The 13427-nt window shown below is 30.7% G+C and carries 15 protein-coding genes; 4 read left to right on the plus strand and 11 right to left on the minus strand.

The window, feature by feature from the left end; genetic code table 11:
• Positions 1 to 17: 17 nt before the first annotated feature.
• Positions 18 to 560, minus strand: a complete 543-nt coding sequence (locus LPC20_RS06800; protein WP_229323790.1) for an RNA polymerase sigma factor — start codon at positions 558 to 560, stop codon at positions 18 to 20.
• A gap of 55 nt (positions 561 to 615) precedes the next feature.
• On the minus strand, positions 616 to 1710 hold the full coding sequence (locus tag LPC20_RS06805; RefSeq protein WP_229323792.1) for a transcriptional regulator: 1095 nt from the start codon (positions 1708 to 1710) through the stop codon (positions 616 to 618).
• Between the two features lie 341 nt (positions 1711 to 2051).
• On the opposite strand from LPC20_RS06805, the gene LPC20_RS06815 reads away from it, so the two are divergent.
• Positions 2052 to 2438 (plus strand): nucleoside triphosphate pyrophosphohydrolase family protein, encoded by a 387-nt coding sequence (locus LPC20_RS06815; protein ID WP_229323795.1) that lies wholly within the window; start codon positions 2052 to 2054, stop codon positions 2436 to 2438.
• A gap of 55 nt (positions 2439 to 2493) precedes the next feature.
• Here LPC20_RS06815 and LPC20_RS06820 read toward each other — a convergent pair whose 3' ends face one another.
• Positions 2494 to 3537 carry a branched-chain amino acid aminotransferase gene (locus LPC20_RS06820; protein WP_229323797.1) on the minus strand — a complete coding sequence of 348 codons (1044 nt, stop codon included), beginning with the start codon at positions 3535 to 3537 and terminating at the stop codon, positions 2494 to 2496.
• A gap of 261 nt (positions 3538 to 3798) precedes the next feature.
• Between LPC20_RS06820 and mnmC2 the strand changes: the two genes are divergently transcribed.
• Together mnmC2 and LPC20_RS06830 are read left to right on the plus strand one after the other, a co-directional pair.
• Positions 3799 to 4464, plus strand: a complete 666-nt coding sequence (mnmC2, locus tag LPC20_RS06825) for a tRNA (5-methylaminomethyl-2-thiouridine)(34)-methyltransferase MnmC2 (RefSeq protein WP_229323799.1) — start codon at positions 3799 to 3801, stop codon at positions 4462 to 4464.
• 106 nt (positions 4465 to 4570) lie between these two features.
• On the plus strand, positions 4571 to 4765 hold the full coding sequence (locus LPC20_RS06830; protein ID WP_229323801.1) for a hypothetical protein: 195 nt from the start codon (positions 4571 to 4573) through the stop codon (positions 4763 to 4765).
• A 23-nt stretch (positions 4766 to 4788) separates the two neighbouring features.
• Here the strand turns inward: LPC20_RS06830 and LPC20_RS06835 are convergent, their stop codons facing one another.
• From LPC20_RS06835 to LPC20_RS06860, 6 genes are all read right to left on the minus strand, one after another.
• On the minus strand, positions 4789 to 5730 hold the full coding sequence (locus tag LPC20_RS06835; RefSeq protein WP_229323803.1) for a LysR substrate-binding domain-containing protein: 942 nt from the start codon (positions 5728 to 5730) through the stop codon (positions 4789 to 4791).
• Between the two features lie 139 nt (positions 5731 to 5869).
• The gene (locus tag LPC20_RS06840) at positions 5870 to 6835 is read right to left on the minus strand and encodes a sodium-dependent bicarbonate transport family permease (RefSeq protein WP_229323805.1); all 966 of its coding nucleotides are present in this window, start codon (positions 6833 to 6835) and stop codon (positions 5870 to 5872) included.
• A 31-nt stretch (positions 6836 to 6866) separates the two neighbouring features.
• Positions 6867 to 8219, minus strand: coding sequence for a dihydroorotase (locus tag LPC20_RS06845; RefSeq protein WP_229323807.1), 1353 nt, complete (start codon positions 8217 to 8219; stop codon positions 6867 to 6869).
• On the minus strand, positions 8216 to 9178 hold the full coding sequence (locus LPC20_RS06850) for an L-threonylcarbamoyladenylate synthase (protein ID WP_229323809.1): 963 nt from the start codon (positions 9176 to 9178) through the stop codon (positions 8216 to 8218). Before LPC20_RS06850 ends, LPC20_RS06845 begins: the two co-directional genes overlap by 4 nt.
• Before the next feature lie 6 nt (positions 9179 to 9184).
• Positions 9185 to 10021: a DUF6671 family protein gene (locus tag LPC20_RS06855; RefSeq protein ID WP_229323811.1), complete on the minus strand. Its 837-nt coding sequence runs from the start codon at positions 10019 to 10021 to the stop codon at positions 9185 to 9187.
• 2 nt (positions 10022 to 10023) lie between these two features.
• Entirely contained in the window at positions 10024 to 10299 is a 276-nt protein-coding gene (locus LPC20_RS06860; protein ID WP_229323813.1) for a hypothetical protein, read from the minus strand.
• Positions 10300 to 10594: 295 nt separating this feature from the next.
• Between LPC20_RS06860 and LPC20_RS06865 the strand changes: the two genes are divergently transcribed.
• Positions 10595 to 11518, plus strand: a complete 924-nt coding sequence (locus LPC20_RS06865; protein WP_229323816.1) for a LysR family transcriptional regulator — start codon at positions 10595 to 10597, stop codon at positions 11516 to 11518.
• Here the strand turns inward: LPC20_RS06865 and LPC20_RS06870 are convergent.
• Both LPC20_RS06870 and LPC20_RS06875 read right to left on the minus strand, forming a co-directional pair.
• Complete coding sequence (locus LPC20_RS06870) at positions 11515 to 12711, minus strand: LETM1-related biofilm-associated protein (RefSeq protein WP_229323818.1); 1197 nt, start codon at positions 12709 to 12711, stop codon at positions 11515 to 11517. The two genes, LPC20_RS06865 and LPC20_RS06870, sit on opposite strands and share 4 nt — an antisense overlap.
• Before the next feature lie 117 nt (positions 12712 to 12828).
• Positions 12829 to 13350, minus strand: coding sequence for a superoxide dismutase family protein (locus LPC20_RS06875; protein ID WP_229323820.1), 522 nt, complete (start codon positions 13348 to 13350; stop codon positions 12829 to 12831).
• Between the last annotated feature and the right edge of the window lie 77 nt (positions 13351 to 13427).

Genomic DNA, 13427 nt, shown 5'->3' on the forward strand with positions numbered 1-13427 from the left:
TGTAATGATGTAAAGGTTTAATTGTGATGCATATAAGCTTCTATTTTTTTTGATGCGTGATGGTAAGACGCTTTTAATGCTCCTACAGACGTATCTAAAATACTTGCAATTTCTTCATATTTCAATTCCTCAAAATATTTCATTTTAAAAACCAATTGTTGTTTTGTAGGAAGAAGCGCAATCGCTTTGTGTAATTTAATTTGGATTTCATCACCATCAAAATAGCTATCTGCACTAAGATTATCAATTATTTTGGAATTTAGCTCCTCGACTGAAACTTTATTGCGTTGTGCTTTTTGTTTGAGAAACGTCAATGCTTCATTAGTTGCAATTCGATACATCCAAGAAAAGAGTTTGCTATCTCCTTTGAAGTTTTTTAAGTATTGATATATTTTTAAAAACGTGTTTTGCAATACATCATCTGCATCGTCATGATTTAACACGATGTTTCTAATATGAAAATATAAAGGCTTTTGGTAGGTATTCAAGAGTTTTTGAAACGCTTCATTTTGCGTTTTGGGATCCAACAGTAGTTTAATAAAATCCTTTTCTTCTTCCAAAACTTTGGTTTAACTAATTAGATTTTGATTCAATCAAAAGGTTTAAAATGAACGATTAAATTGTTGTGGGATTAATTTCAGATTCGATTGGATTTGTATCTTCAGTTTTAACTTCCACTTTTGGACTAGTTTTTTTAGAGCGAATAGGAAAGTAGATTTCTGTTTTCCATTGGGACGGGTATTTACTTTCAGATTTACCAATACTAAATACTTCTAAATGAGAAAAATCCGAATCTTTGGTAATTATTTTTTGGTTTATGTATGCATTGGTTTTTTTCAACGCTTCTTTAATATGCGAGTAGTCACCGTATAAAGTAGTTTTAATAGCTTTAAAAGGAGCTAACTCATCGGCCAAAATATCGCTTCCATCGCTTGTCATTATAGCTTGTTTGATCGGAACGCATAGAGAGATTTTAGTTAGACCATTTTTTGTATCGTAGGTGTGGTAGATAATAAATGGTTTTCCATTTCGTTCTATCTGATTTTGATTGCAAAAAGCAATTAATTTTGGAAAAACAATTTTTGAGTTTTTTAAAACGGTGTTGATTTTACAAGTAAATGTTTGTTTCAGATAGGGAGTACCTTTCTTTTGTACTAATCCTTTAATGTTGATCTTGTAGGTATTGATCTCATAGTCTAGATTTTTATCTAGATTAACTAAGCTTTTTTCAAATAAGTTACCAATAATTTTTCCAGCACCTCCATTAAGTGCATTGTAAATCTTGTATGAAAAGCTCATTTCACCTTCTGATTTTAAAGTTACTTTAGTTCCACCTAAAGTATCTTTGAATACCCAAGTCATTTTAAATTCAGAACCTTCAATATTCATTTTTTGATCAATACGGGAGTTTTCTTGGAATGAATTGGTTTCGACCCATCCACTATTTTCAGTTCCAATCCATGAATATTGAGCATTTTGACTGATTGACTTTTTTGAAAAACGGGACTGAACACTTTTTTCTCCGTCAATAAATACCATAAAATCTTCCCAGTTTTGAAAGTCATTGACATAACCAAACGCATTTGCCCTTGTAGTTTTAATTAATTTACTTTTTTCTACTTTAAACGTTCCTTTTTGGGTAGCAATAAATACAGAAAAAGAGACAAAGCTTAGAATTAGTAATAGGAATATGTATTTTAAGATTTTCATTTTGGGAATACTAATGGGTTACTAACGTAAAGTTAGCTATTTAAATCTAATTATAAGCAGGAATACTGATAAACTAGCGCTTGAAGAAAATCTTAATTACAAACAGTAAAACAATGAAAAGAGCAAATCCTAAAAGTATCTTATAATTTCCTTTATAAAATAACTGGTGTAGTTTTGCATCTTTTTTATAGGCAAAAAACATTGCAATTAAAAAGGCAAAAAAGAAAATAATTCCAAAGATTAATTGTCCGGTGCTAAACATAGTGTAAAATTTTAAAGCAAATTTAGTCAATTGTTCAGGAATAGTTATTAATTTTCGAAATCATTTAAAGATTAAAATCATGCAAAAACAAATTAACGCAGTCAAAGAATTCCATACCGCATTTAGAATAGGTCATAGTGAATTTCCCATTGCTGATTTGGGTGAAACCAAAAAACAGCTCCGATATAATTTAATGAAAGAAGAAAATGAGGAATATCTTGAAGCGGTATTAAATAATGATTTGGTTGAAATTGCCGATGCCTTAGGAGATATGTTATATATTCTTTGTGGCACCATCATTGAACATGGGTTGCAGCATAAAATAGAAGCTGTTTTTGATGAAATTCAGCGCTCCAATATGAGTAAGTTAGGAGAAGATGGAAATCCAATTTATCGCGAAGATGGAAAAGTAATGAAAGGTCCCAATTATTTTAAACCGGACTTTTCTAAAATCATAATGGAATAATTGAAATTTTGATTAAAAAAAAGCGATTTTCTGATGAAAATCGCTTTTTAAAAAATTATACTTTGAAAGTCCAACCAAAATGATCTTCACTTACTTTGTGTTGAATATTGGTTAACTCTTCTTTTAGTTGTAACGACCAAGGATTTTCATTTTTTGGCAATTCATAATAGGTGTCTTTGTATGAAAAACCGCTAATTGGACTAATAACAGCCGCAGTTCCTGCGCCAAATATTTCTTGAAGAGATCCGTTTTTGGCTGCTTCAACTAGTTCGTCCACTAAAACAGATCTAATTTCTACATCCATTCCATTTCTTTTAGCTAAATCCAACAAAGATTTTCTAGTTACACCATCTAAAATTCGTTCACTTACGGGAGCAGTTATTAATGTATTGTTAATTCGGAAAAAAACATTCATCGTTCCGGCTTCTTCTAACTTAGTATGTGTAGCATCATCCGTCCAAATAATTTGTTGAAATCCTTCTTTGTTAGCTAAATTGGTAGGGTAAAACTGTCCGGCATAATTTCCTGCAGCTTTAGCATAACCAATACCACCATTCGCAGCTCTACTGAAATGTTCTGCAATTATAACTTTGACCTCTCCTGCATAATAGGATTTTACTGGAGACATTATTATCATGAATTTATAATTATTCGACGGGTTAGCAATAACCCCAGTACCTGTTCCTATCATGAAAGGTCTAATGTACATAGAGTGGTTTTTTCCTTTTTGAAGCCAATCTCTATCAATGCGTAATAGCTCAACTAAACCGTTCATATACACTTCTTCAGGAACTTCTGGCATTGCCATTCTTTCTGCAGATTTATTAAATCGTTTGAAGTTTTCTTCTGGACGAAACAACCAAATGTCATTGTTTTCATCTTTGTATCCTTTCATACCTTCAAAAATGGCTTGTCCGTAATGAAATACTTTTAACGAAGGATCAACTAAGAAAGGGGCATAGGGCTTGATTGTTGGAGTTTGCCATTCGCCATTTATAAAGTCACATTCAAATAAATGATCTGTAAAAATTGCGCCGAAGCTTAAATTTTCAAAATCAACATCTTTAATTTTTGTGCTAGTTGCTTTTATTATTTCCATTTTAGGCTTGATTAGTTTTGTGTAATTAAATGTTTTTAAGCAAAATAAACTGTTGCAAAATTAAAAAAAAATCATCACGAAACTTATGAAATAAACAGAAATAGTGTCAAATAACTGAGATTTATACATTTTTAAATTTAATCCTATATTTTTAGACGATTTGTTAATTATACACTAACAAAATTCCGATTTCTAATGCGTACACCTTAAGTTTTTAACTTAAATTCGTGAAATAATGAATTTAAATTTAAATAGTACCTTTTGGAGAGAGAAATAATTAGAACTAAAGACGGCTCAACTACCATACATATTAAAGATTGGGATGAATGTTATCATTCCAAACATGGTGCTATTCAAGAAGCACAACATGTATTTATTAAGAATGGACTTGCTTTATATCAAAATCAATCAGTTTCAATTCTTGAAATTGGCTTTGGGACAGGTCTGAATGCATTTATTACCTATCTCGAATCTAAAAAGTTAGATTTGGAAATTAACTATGTCGGAGTAGAGGCATATCCTGTAAGTATTTCTGAATTAAGTGCTATGAATTATGTTTCAGAATTGAATGCAGATGATAAGAATGCGATTTTTAATTTATTTCATGAATCAAACTGGGAGGAAAAGGTAGTGATTGATCCTTTTTTTACCATTACTAAAAGACAACAGTTTTTTGAAGAAATTACCGATTGTGAACAATACGATTTAATTTATTTTGACGCTTTTGGTTACAGAGTTCAACCCGACTTATGGAGTACTTCTATATTTAAAAAAATGCATACAGCATTGCGACCGGGAGGAAAATTAGTAACCTATGCAGCACGAGGTGTAGTAAAAAGAAGTATGATCGAAGTAGGTTTTACTGTAGAAAAACTTCCGGGACCTCCAGGTAAGAGAGAAATGTTTAGGGCTACTAAGTATAAGTGATAGTTAATAATGACTTAAAACAAAGTTAAAACTCATTTGAAATTGAAAGTTGTGATTTATATTTACACTATACTAAAATGAATGTTTAACCCAAATTGAATTCATTATGACCAAAGTTATGCTTGACTACACAAAATCAATTTTAGAAAGAGTGAGTTTTGACCCAGCACTTTTTTACAAAGAATTGCAAAAAGCTATTCGCTCCTTACTTCCTTATGAAATGGAGCAACTTAAAGTATGGTTGTTAAATTTCACAAAAGAAAAACCAGAATTAAAACCTTGTTTAGAGGTAATCAAATAAAAAAAGGGAGAATTTCTCCCTTTTTATTTTTTTTGTAGCGGACTTATTATTTCAACATTTTGAAATGTAATTGCTCCTTTTATGACTCCAGAGATGGTAGTACGCAATGCATCGATGATGTGTATTTTTAATTCACTTTTTGGATAAATTAAACTCACTTCTCTAGCTGGTTTAGGTTCTTTAAAATGACGTAATTTTAACTTGTCTGCATCTTTTAAATCCAAGGTATGTAAATACGGTAATAAAGTAGTACCTAATCCTTCGTCTGCTAATTTTATTAAGGTTTCAAAACTTCCACTTTCGATCTGAAAATGATTGATATCATTTTTGCTGTTATTTTTACATAGATTAAGTATCCCATCTCTAAAACAATGTCCGTCTTGTAGTAAAAGAATTTCATCTATATTCAAATCTGCAACTTCAATTTCTTGTTTATTAAAATGATGATGTTGTTCAGGGATATAAGCCACAAATGGCTCAAAGTACAATACAATTTCTTTAATTTTTTCTTCTTGTAGAGGTGTAGCAGCTATAGCGGCATCTAAATGTCCGTTATTTAATTTAGTGATAATTTCGTCAGTATTTAATTCCTCAATTATTAATTTAACTTTGGGATATTTTTTGATAAAATTATTTAAGAACATTGGTAACAAAGTAGGCATAATTGTTGGAATTATTCCTAATCTGAATTCACCCCCAATAAATCCTTTTTGTTGTTCAACGATATCTTGAATTCTGTCAGCTTCATTCACAATATTCTTAGCTTGTGATACTATTTTAAGACCAATATCTGTCAATTGAATCGGTTTTTTTGTACGGTCAAAAATTTGAATGCTAAGTTCTTCTTCAATTTTTTGAATTTGCATACTTAGTGTTGGCTGAGTTACAAAACATTTATCTGCTGCTACTGTAAAATTCTTGTATTCGGCAACAGCCAGTACGTATTTCAATTGAGTGATTGTCATTATAATAGTATTTATTTATGCAAATATAAAAACAATAAGTTTGTCTTATATAACGTTTTCTAATAATTTTAAAAAAATATAGAATTGTTATCTAATGAAAATGAATTTTAAAAAGTCAACCAAAAAGTTGCGTTCTATTTTACATAGTATTATAGATGACAGACAAATAGATAGGCATTCCTATAGTAATATTAACTGGAAATGTTACTGCTAAAGCCATCGGTAAATACAAACCAGGATTAGCTTTAGGAACAGTAATTTTCATTGTTGCTGGAACAGCTATGTAAGAAGCACTCGCAGCAAGTATTGCAAATATAAATCGATTGGTAATTTCGTCAGTGACAAAGGAACTTAGCACAGCAAAAAGGCATCCATTGAGGATTGGAATCACAATTGCAAAAACGAATGGAAACCATCCACAGTTAAAGAATGATTTTAATTTTTTACCGCTAGAAATCCCCATATCTAAAAGAAAAATAGCTAAAAATCCTTTAAACAAATCATTAGTAAAAGGCTTTATTCCCTCAGCTTGTTTAGCATCAGCAAAGAAGCCAATAATTAAACTTCCTAAAATTAATAGCACACTTCCATTAGTAAGAGAATGCTTTAATATTGACTTCTGATTAATTTTTTTCTTTTCTGAATTGTCATAATTTGATATTAGCAATAGTCCAATGATTATTGCTGGGGATTCCATTAAAGCCATTATTGCAACCATATGGCCGTGTAGCTCCAGTTGATGTGCCTCAAGATATGACACTGCGGTTACAAAAGTCACTGCACTAACTGATCCGTAAGCTGCCGCAATAGCTCCTGCGTCAAATACATTTAATTTACGTTTTAATATAAAAAAGGTGTAACACGGTATGAAAGCTGAAATTCCGATTCCAAAAAGCATGGACCAAATAATTTCACTAGTAAATTCTTCATGCGAAAGTTCTTGCCCCCCTTTAAATCCAATTGCAAAAAGTAAGTAGAGTGATATAAATTTTGATGAGTTCTCTGGAATTTCCAAATCACTTTTTAAGTAAACGGCAATAATTCCTAATACAAAGAAAAGAAGGGCTGGATTTGTGAGGTTTTCAATCAGTAAATTTGTGTTCATTATTTTAATTAGTTTAATATGTTATCGAATTTTATCGAATTTTATCGAATTTTAATCTCTTTCCGTTTTTGATCTCATTGAATTTCCCATTGGAATACACAACCTGACCATTGACAATTGTAGATATTATTTTGCTCTTGAATATTTGATTTTCAAATGGTGACCAATCACATTTGTACAAGATAGAATTTGGTGTAACCTGCCATGAATTATTCAAATCGACTAACACTAAGTCAGCGTAGTAGCCTTCTCTAATATAGCCTCGCTCTTTTATTTTATATATTTCGGCTACATTGTGAGCTGTTTTAGCAGCAATCATTTCTAACGACATTTTGTTTTCATGGTAAAATTCAAGTAAGGCAGGTAATGCGTGTTGAACTAATGGACCGCCCGACATTGCTTCAAAATAATTACCACTTTTTTCTTCCAAAGTATGTGGCGCATGATCAGTAGCAATTATATCTATCTTTCCGCTATGTAATGCATTGAATAACCCAATTTGATTGCCTTTGGACTTAATTGATGGATTCCATTTTATTTTTGCGCCAAGATTATCGTAATCTTTATCTGAAAACCATAAATGATGGACACAAGCTTCTGCAGTAATTCGTTTTTTATGTAATGGTATTGAATTTTCAAACAACTCAGTTTCTGCACTTGTCGAAATGTGAAAAAGATGCAGTCGGTTATCATACTTTTTTGCTATATCAATTACATTTTTTGTTGTTTCATAGCAAGCTTCTTCACTTCGAATTAAAGAATGGTATTTAAAAGGAATGTCATTGTTAAATTGTTGTCTGTAAAGCGCTGTGTTGTTTTTAATAATGCCATCATTTTCACTGTGCAAAGCAATTAATGTATTTGAATTAGCAAATATTTTCTCAATATAGTCAGGGTAATTTGCTATTATTCCATCCTCTTTAGAAAAATATAAACCGTCATCAGTAACTCCACAAACATTTTCTGTATCCGTTTTTAAAGTTTCTTCCCAATTGTCTTTGGTTAATCCCATAAAAAAAGAATAGTTTGCCAATGAGCTTTTAGAAGCTAACGCATATTTTTCTTCAAGTAGTTCATTGGTGAGTGTATTTGGCACCGTATTAGGCATATCCATAAAGGATGTAATTCCTCCCGCTACAGCTGCCCTAGATTCTGAGAAAATGGTTGCTTTATGTGTTAATCCAGGTTCTCTAAAATGAACTTGGTCGTCAATAAAACCTGGAAGTACATACAGACCTTCTGCGTTAATTTCTTCATATAAATGTCCAGCATCTAAAGAAATCGAATGGTCAATTTTCTCTATTCTTTCATTGTTGATTAAGATATCCTTTGTTACAATTGTACCTTCATTAACAATTTTGGCGTTTCTAATAATTAGTCTCATGATTCTGCAACTGCTCTGTTTAATCGGTCGTTAATTGATTTTCCTAAATTGATGTTTGGTAATTTTTCAATCAAAAGGATGTCTAATTGAAGAGAATCCATTTCATGTAAATACGCATATAAGTTTTTTGAAGCTTCCATAAAATCTCCAGTTGAGGATAAAACATATTGAGTTATAGGTCTATCTGTTTCTATTTTATGTTGAAATTGTAGCACACCTATTTTTTCAGTACCAAATGATTCCAATTCTTTGCGACAATCGTCCACCAGAAATGATTTGGTTGACGGTGCGTAGTGTCTTGTGAACATTCCAGGAGCACTTGGGGCAGTATTATCTTTAGTAACAATTGTAAGAGGTCCAGTGATTTTTTCAATTTCTTCTATGGCGATTGAACCATGTCGGTAAAGTATAGCTTCGTTGTTATCAAAACCTATAATAGTAGATTCAATTCCATTACTACAACTTCCACCCTCTAAAATGATATCAATTTGATCGTTAAAATATTGAAATACATGGTTAGTATTTGTTGGACTAATTGAACCAAATGGATTTGCGCTTGGAGCAGCAAGTGGATAATTTAAATTTTCAAGTAAATTGAGTGTCACTTTATGATTTGGAACTCTTACTGCTACGGTATCTTTCCCAGAACTGATAAGATTGGAAATTGTTTTTTGTTTTTTTAAAACAAGTGTTAAAGGTCCTGGCCAAAAGTGACTTGCGAGTTTTTCTGCAATAGGAGGGACTTCTCTTGCAACACTAGCTAACTCGTCTATTGACTTAATGTGTACAATTAATGGATTATTATTCGGTCTTTTTTTAATTTCAAAAATAGAATTTACGGCATTGTCATCATAAATATTAGCCGCTAATCCATATACAGTTTCAGTTGGTATAGCAATTACTTGCCCTTTGTTTAAAGCGGCTACAGCTTTTTGAATATCTTTAGTGATTAGTGTCATAAATAGTTAAGGATTGCAATAGTCACAATACATTGGATCTTCTGATTTTTTATTATTTGGGTACATTTTTTCTAATGAGTAGTTGCATTTTTTGCAGCAATACAATAGACTAAGTATGGATTGAGTTGCAGAATTACATTGGCTACAAGCTAATCCTCTTTTTACACTAGTAACATCAAATCCCGGACAAGCGCATTGAGGACATTTATTCTTAATTTTATCAACCAGTTTTCGAGTAGTTTTTTCAATTACATTCATTCTAGTTGGATTGTAATTGGCCCTCATATCAGTTTCAACATAAGCCTTACCAAATTCTTGTTTTAGATTTTCAAATGTTTCAATAAGTTCATCCTCGTTTGTAATTCCTTTATATATTTTTTCCCATTTTTCCTTATCAGATTTTAAAATTAATCCATGCGATGGAAAATGAACCCGTTTGGCAAATTCTAGTAATTCGTCTTTTTCTGAAACAAATTGAGCATTGAAATTAGTATCTGTTACTAATTCACTAGCTGTAATTTCTAAATTGTTTTTAAAATCAATTAATATTAAAAACTCCTCATTGCCAGGTAAAAAAAATACTGATGGATGAGCTCCAAAAGAGCCTTCACTTGCTATAGCTAGATCAACATTATGAAGATCCATAGCTTGTAAACATTTTTTTTTGAGAGTAGTGATTACGTCATCCTTTCTATCGATTTCTCCACTAAAAGTCCCCAAACTATCGGTATCGAAAAGTGTGTTGATTTCACTAATTACTCCTAACTCACTTTCAATTATAGGAGAAATTACTTTCTCTTTTTTATGTTTTGTTGCAATAAGTAGTTTACGACCTTGAAACATTCTTATTTAAATTTTACTTCGAAATGACAATTGAGTTCAACACTTAAGCTTTTTGAATTCGCTTCAGTCAATAATTGATTTATTTTGGTCTTAATTTCATTCAATTGTTCAATTCTAATTTTAGAATGTGAACTATCAGAATTGAATCGAATACTATTACTAAAATCTTCTAAATTGTGAAAGTTAATTTTACTATTTATCAATGAATTAATTACTGTTTTGGCTTCTTCAGGATTGAAATTTCCATTTACTAATTCAAATTCAAATTCATTTTCCATTAGTTAAAGTTTAATTTTTAAGATTTTTAATAAGTAGGTTGCAATAAGCAAGGATGTTCCAAGAATACTAATTGACCATAAAGAAAATTCAAACAGAATGTTTGTAATTAACCCAATTATTAAAACGAAAAGGATTAATAAATAGGTAAATTGTGAGTTTGTTATCAAATAGTTTAAAATAATTTTTTTAATTTTTGAAACAATATTTTTCATCAATTCCTATTTTTGACAAATTTCCTTTTTTTTATGTATATATTTTTATTTATATTTGTTATAAAACTTATAAATTAATCTTATGAATTATACTCTACATCAATTAAAAGTTTTTTTGAAAGTTTCAAAAACTAGAAGTATTACTAAGGCTGCAGAGGAGTTAAATCTTTCTCAACCGGCGGTGTCCATTCAATTAAAAAATTTACAAGATCAATTTGAGATACCTTTAACAGAAGTTATTGGTAGACAGCTTTATATAACTGATTTTGGAAAAGAAATTGCAATTGCTGTTGAGCAAATCGTAAATGAGGTTAATAAAATTAATTATAAGTCACTGGCATATAAAGGGATTATGTCTGGTGTTTTAAAAATTTCAGTTGTTTCTACCGGTAAGTACGTAATGCCTTTTTATTTATCTGATTTTATGAATGCCAATAAAGGGATTGAATTAGAAATGGATGTAACAAATAAAACAAAAGTAATTACAGCTCTCAAGAATAATGAAATCGATTTTGCATTAGTGTCTAGCATTCCAGATGATATCAATTTAGAATTTGAATCCTTAATGGAAAATAAATTATTTCTTGTTGGGGGAAAACAAATACGATATAGTGATGAGTTTAAGATGAAAACTCTTCTTCAAGATATTCCATTAATTTTCAGAGAAGAGGGTTCGGCTACTAGATTGTATATGGAAGAATACATAAAAAATAAAGGGTTAGTTGTAAAAAGCAAACTCCAACTCACATCAAATGAAGCTGTAAAACAAGCAGTAATATCCGGTTTAGGAGTTTCCATTATGCCTTTGATTGGGTTGAAGAATGAGCTAGAAAGAGGCGACATAAAAATAATTCAGTTTGAAGATTTACCTATGATTTCCAATTGGAAATTAATATGGTTAAAGGATAAAAAAATGAGCCCTGTAGCACAAGCTTATCTAACTTATTTACAAGCAGAAAAATTAAGAATTAATGAAAGTGTTTTTTCTTGGATTAATAATTACTAGTCCTCTAAATTTTCATTAAATGACGAAGGAAGCATTGTTGGAATAAATTTAATCAGCAATGGCAATAGTAAACTTCCTCCTGGTAAAAGAAAAATAGTTAGCGATGGAATAGTTTTACAAATATCAAGAATTTGTTTTTTTATCTTCTTTTTCTCCTTTTCGTCTAAATCTCTTCTGGTTGAAATAGCTAAAAGCATCATTAATTCTTTACTTTGAACAATTTCTTTTACCAATCTAGTTTTGTTTCTAGCAAGTAATGTGAGGACACTTTGAGTAGTATGCTCGTAAAAATGCTTTACAGGATTAGAATAATTGAAGTATGGGATATTTTTCTTGTGCTTAGAAATGAATTGATTTGTTTTGAGAACACTTTGATCTACAAATTCTTCTGATATTGAGAGTTTTGCAGCTAATTCCTTTAAAAAGAATAACTCATTGGAATCTAATACGCCGTCATTCCACATCGCCATACCCGCAATATCAATTAAATATTTTTTTTCAAGTTCATCGGTAAAGTACTCTAGTTGAAAACTATCTAGATTTAATTTGGTTGGAGCAGAAAATTTGCTGTAGCGAATTGATGCTTCAAAAAGTTTGATCAGCAAGTCATCATATTGAGATTTATCTGATTTCACCTTTAATGCCAAAGTCACAATATTCACAATGGTTTCTTCAATTCTTTTGAGATATTTTTCAGGTATATTGCCGTGAATTAAAAATTGACGAAATCCTAAAACATCAATAAATAAAAGTGCATTTGTGACTAAGTGAGAGAAATTTTTGATGATACTATTCTCATTAGTTTGCACTCTTTCATCAATGAATTTTTCAAGTGTTAGCGAAGGACTATTTTTCGGAAGTAATTTTTTGAATAAGTTAAAACCTTCAGGATGCATTTCGTTGTAATATGATACAGTTTTCTCAATGAATTCAGACCAGTTTAACGTATCATTAGTTAATGAATATACTTCCAAAAGCGAGTTGAATAACGCTACTTTTGAAACTTCTTCTTTAAACCAACCTTGAATTGGAATAGGAGTGTTGGTATGAAGTGCAATGATATGACCGTAGATAAAACCCGATGTTTGTAGGGATTCATAAAATGAACTACTATCGGAAACCAATTCCATTTCTGAAATTTTTTGTTCGCTATAAAATTTAGCAATCCATCCTGGAACTGAAGGGTTAATCATTAATGCAAATTAAAATACAAAGCTATGTTTTTTTCTTGTTCCAAAGATGAAATAAAAAATAAAAAACCGTTTTGTATTAATTCACAAAACGGTTTTATATACGATTTACAAATGCACCTATTTTATTATAGCTGAGCAAGCTATTCGTGCTCCTGAATTTCCTGTAGGTTGTGATACAAAATCATCTTTGTCTTTGTGAACAATCAGACTTTTGCCTGTAACATCCTTAGTTGGATCATCACAACCAATACACCACTCATCAGTAGTTAAAGTTATTGTTCCATTTCCATTTTCATCAGCTGTAAAGTTACCTATATCTCCTTTATGATATTCTCCCTCGGCCCATTTACCATGCTTTTTAAAAGTAGGATTCCAATGTCCACCTGCCGAACTACCATCTGCTGCTGAACAATCTGATTTTTCATGAATATGTATTGCATGAACACCTGGCTGTAATCCTGAAAGTTTAGCTTCAAAAGTAACTTTACCTTTATTTTCAATAAAAGTTGCAGTTCCTGACACATTACTATTGCTTTTAGCTTCAAAATTTAATCGCAATTGTTTGGTGTTTTTCGACACTGTTTTACAACCAATAATTACAACGATTATTAAGACAATTGAAAAGATTATTTTTTTCATGATTTTTATTTATTGCATAAAGTTACACATAAAATGATAATCTAAGATAAATAATTTAAAAATCAAAAACCGCTCTG

This window comes from Flavobacterium ammonificans, from assembly GCF_020886115.1.
Lineage (GTDB): Bacteria > Bacteroidota > Bacteroidia > Flavobacteriales > Flavobacteriaceae > Flavobacterium > Flavobacterium ammonificans.

Coding starts and splice junctions, on each gene's coding strand:
- LPC20_RS06805 (WP_229323792.1), bottom strand. CDS start 1,710: ATGAAAATCTTAAAATACATATTCCTATTACTAATTCTAAGCTTTGTC.
- LPC20_RS06815 (WP_229323795.1), top strand. CDS start 2,052: ATGCAAAAACAAATTAACGCAGTCAAAGAATTCCATACCGCATTTAGA.
- LPC20_RS06820 (WP_229323797.1), bottom strand. CDS start 3,537: ATGGAAATAATAAAAGCAACTAGCACAAAAATTAAAGATGTTGATTTT.
- LPC20_RS06830 (WP_229323801.1), top strand. CDS start 4,571: ATGACCAAAGTTATGCTTGACTACACAAAATCAATTTTAGAAAGAGTG.
- LPC20_RS06835 (WP_229323803.1), bottom strand. CDS start 5,730: ATGACAATCACTCAATTGAAATACGTACTGGCTGTTGCCGAATACAAG.
- LPC20_RS06840 (WP_229323805.1), bottom strand. CDS start 6,835: ATGAACACAAATTTACTGATTGAAAACCTCACAAATCCAGCCCTTCTT.
- LPC20_RS06845 (WP_229323807.1), bottom strand. CDS start 8,219: ATGAGACTAATTATTAGAAACGCCAAAATTGTTAATGAAGGTACAATT.
- LPC20_RS06850 (WP_229323809.1), bottom strand. CDS start 9,178: ATGACACTAATCACTAAAGATATTCAAAAAGCTGTAGCCGCTTTAAAC.
- LPC20_RS06855 (WP_229323811.1), bottom strand. CDS start 10,021: ATGTTTCAAGGTCGTAAACTACTTATTGCAACAAAACATAAAAAAGAG.
- LPC20_RS06860 (WP_229323813.1), bottom strand. CDS start 10,299: ATGGAAAATGAATTTGAATTTGAATTAGTAAATGGAAATTTCAATCCT.
- LPC20_RS06865 (WP_229323816.1), top strand. CDS start 10,595: ATGAATTATACTCTACATCAATTAAAAGTTTTTTTGAAAGTTTCAAAA.
- LPC20_RS06870 (WP_229323818.1), bottom strand. CDS start 12,711: ATGATTAACCCTTCAGTTCCAGGATGGATTGCTAAATTTTATAGCGAA.
- LPC20_RS06875 (WP_229323820.1), bottom strand. CDS start 13,350: ATGAAAAAAATAATCTTTTCAATTGTCTTAATAATCGTTGTAATTATT.